The 2,240-nt window shown below is 53.7% G+C and carries 3 protein-coding genes; 2 read left to right on the top strand and 1 reads right to left on the bottom strand.

What is annotated here, in order from left to right; translation table 11 throughout:
* Nucleotides 1-257 (bottom strand): hypothetical protein (locus tag ACEW72_RS10560; RefSeq protein ID WP_373476344.1); only part of this gene is annotated, 257 nt, incomplete at its 3' end.
* 600 nt (nt 258-857) lie between these two features.
* Here ACEW72_RS10560 and ACEW72_RS10555 point away from each other — a divergent pair.
* Together ACEW72_RS10555 and ACEW72_RS10550 are read left to right on the top strand one after the other, a co-directional pair.
* Entirely contained in the window at nt 858-1,514 is a 657-nt protein-coding gene (locus tag ACEW72_RS10555; RefSeq protein ID WP_373476343.1) for a hypothetical protein, read from the top strand.
* Between the two features lie 87 nt (nt 1,515-1,601).
* A partial coding sequence (locus ACEW72_RS10550) for a glutamate synthase-related protein (RefSeq protein WP_373476342.1) occupies nt 1,602-2,240 on the top strand: 639 nt, incomplete at its 3' end.

Below are 2,240 nucleotides of genomic sequence, written 5' to 3'. Positions count from 1 at the left end.
ACACTCAAACTTGCGTCAATGCTCGCGGTTGCTGGCGGACTTGCGATTGCAACCAGTGCCTGTTCCAATGCCGATGAAACAGCGGCCGAGGATACGACCGAAGTTTCAAGCGAACTTTCCGCTGACGGATCGGTCGCCGGTTGTGCGGCCGCCAACTGTGCCGCATTGGGATGTACTGCTAAGCCTTGCGGTGCCAAACCTTGTGCAGCGAAGCCCTGCGCTGCAAAAGGCTGTGCTCCCAAATCGTGTGGCGCCAAACCCTGTGCTGCCAAAGGCTGCGCACCAAAGCCTTAATTCGCGCATTCTCGTTGCGGACATAATGCGGGCTGACCCCTAGCACTTGATTTGCATTCCGTGACGCTTGCAGCACAAACAGGGGCTTGGGAATCCTCCCAAGCCCCTGCTAGAAAAGAGGAATTCAAAATGAGAATGTCAAAACTTACATCGATGCTCATTGTCGCGGGCGGTCTTGCCACCGCAATGGCTGCCGTACCCAGCGCGGCCAATGCCAAATGCGGAGGCCGCCATAAAAAGCCTGCCGCTTCCTGTACCGCCAAAGCGTGCGCAGCTATGCCTTGCGCAGCAAAGCCATGTGCTGCGACGGATTGTGCAGCAAGCGGCTGTGCGGCTTCTACTTGCGCTCCGGCGGCTTGTGCAGCACACACATGCGCGGCTGCAACATGCGGCGCTAAAAAATGCGGAGCGAAGCCGTGCGGTGCCAAGCCTTGTTCGGCGTCTGATTGCGCACCAAAAGCGTGCGCGCCTAAAGCCTGATTGCGGCTCTCGGGATTTGGCTCTTATGGTCGTCGGCGGTGCAATCCGTCGTCGGCCACCAGAGTTTGAAAGGTAATCTGTGCATGGACATATCAGCAGCGGCAAATGTCGTCATCGAAACCATCACGCAGATGGCCAGCGAAGGCCGCCCCTTGATGCAGCGCGTTTTGCCGGAAACAGATGTCCATTTGTGGGAGCATTATCCAGACGATGATGCTCGCGATGAAATAACACGCTCCCGCTGGTATTATCATGTCCATGCTCCTGGCGACCGGGATCCTGCGGAACACGGCCATTTCCATCTTTTTTTGCACCGAACCCAGATGGACGATGACGCTGTTCCTTTCGCGCAACCGCAAGCGGGCGAGGAAGCGCTGGCTTTCGTCGCGCATATTGCTGGCCTGTCAATTGACCATCAGGGCATACCCATTGCCTGGTTTGCGACCAACCGCTGGGTCACTGATGAATTCATGTATCCCGCCCCCACAATGATTTCGCATCTTGATCGTTACAATGTCGATGCGACTCCCGAAGACAAGACAGTCAATCGCTTTCTTACCGCCATGGTTGCGCTTTACCGAGACGAGATAGCTGGCATGCTGCGTGAACGAGACCAAAAGCTGGCCGATTTGAACGCGGCGGGTGCGGTAGACTCAGAGCTTTATGAGACGGGCAATGACGTCCTGGCGATCCGTCACATCGATTTGGACGCGAAAATCGAAAGCCTAAGCGTCGAGTAATATTGCATGGACCATCATCATGATCGGTTGAAACCATAATGATTATTTATCGCGTTCTAAAACGCTTCGGCAAAGGATGATGCCGCCATGAATCGGATTGATCTACTATCAAGCATATTCATATTTACCATCGGTGTGATAGTTCTTCTGGCGATCATTTTGTTTGTCGTGGATATTACACAAACGAAAGACGCGGTCAGGCGAAACTATCCTGTCATTGGTCGTTTTCGTTCTTTATTCACATCGTTGGGCGAGTTTTTCAGGCAATATTTCTTTGCAATGGACCGCGAGGAAATGCCCTTCAATCGCGCAGAACGCGATTGGGTGGACCGGGCGACCCACCCAAATGACAATACCATCGCATTTGGTTCGACAAAAAACCTGACGCCTGTCGGCACCGCGATTTTCATGAACTGTGCCTTTCCGATGCTGAATGAAGATGCGGTCGAGATGCAGTTGCTTGAAATCGGGCCCAATTGCCGCGTCCCTTATCAAGCGCCATCTTTCTTCAACATTTCGGGGATGAGCTTTGGCGCACTGTCGTCTCCGGCGGTACTGGCGCTGTCGAAGGGTGCAAAGATCGTTGGTTGTTGGATGAATACCGGCGAAGGAGGATTGTCGCCTTATCATTTGGAAGGTGGAGCAGACATTGTCATGCAGATCGGCACCGCCAAATATGGCGTGCGAGATCAAAATGGCGCTTTGTGCGATGAAAAACTCAGGGAG

The sequence above is a fragment of the Sphingorhabdus sp. genome (assembly GCF_041737645.1).
GTDB lineage: Bacteria > Pseudomonadota > Alphaproteobacteria > Sphingomonadales > Sphingomonadaceae > Sphingorhabdus_B.
The sequence above is the reverse complement of the archived record's forward strand: the minus strand, read 5'-3'. Positions and strand labels throughout refer to the sequence as shown.

Excerpts from the sequence above, each read along its gene's own strand:
- ACEW72_RS10555 (WP_373476343.1), top strand. The coding sequence starts at position 858 with ATGGACATATCAGCAGCGGCAAATGTCGTCATCGAAACCATCACGCAG.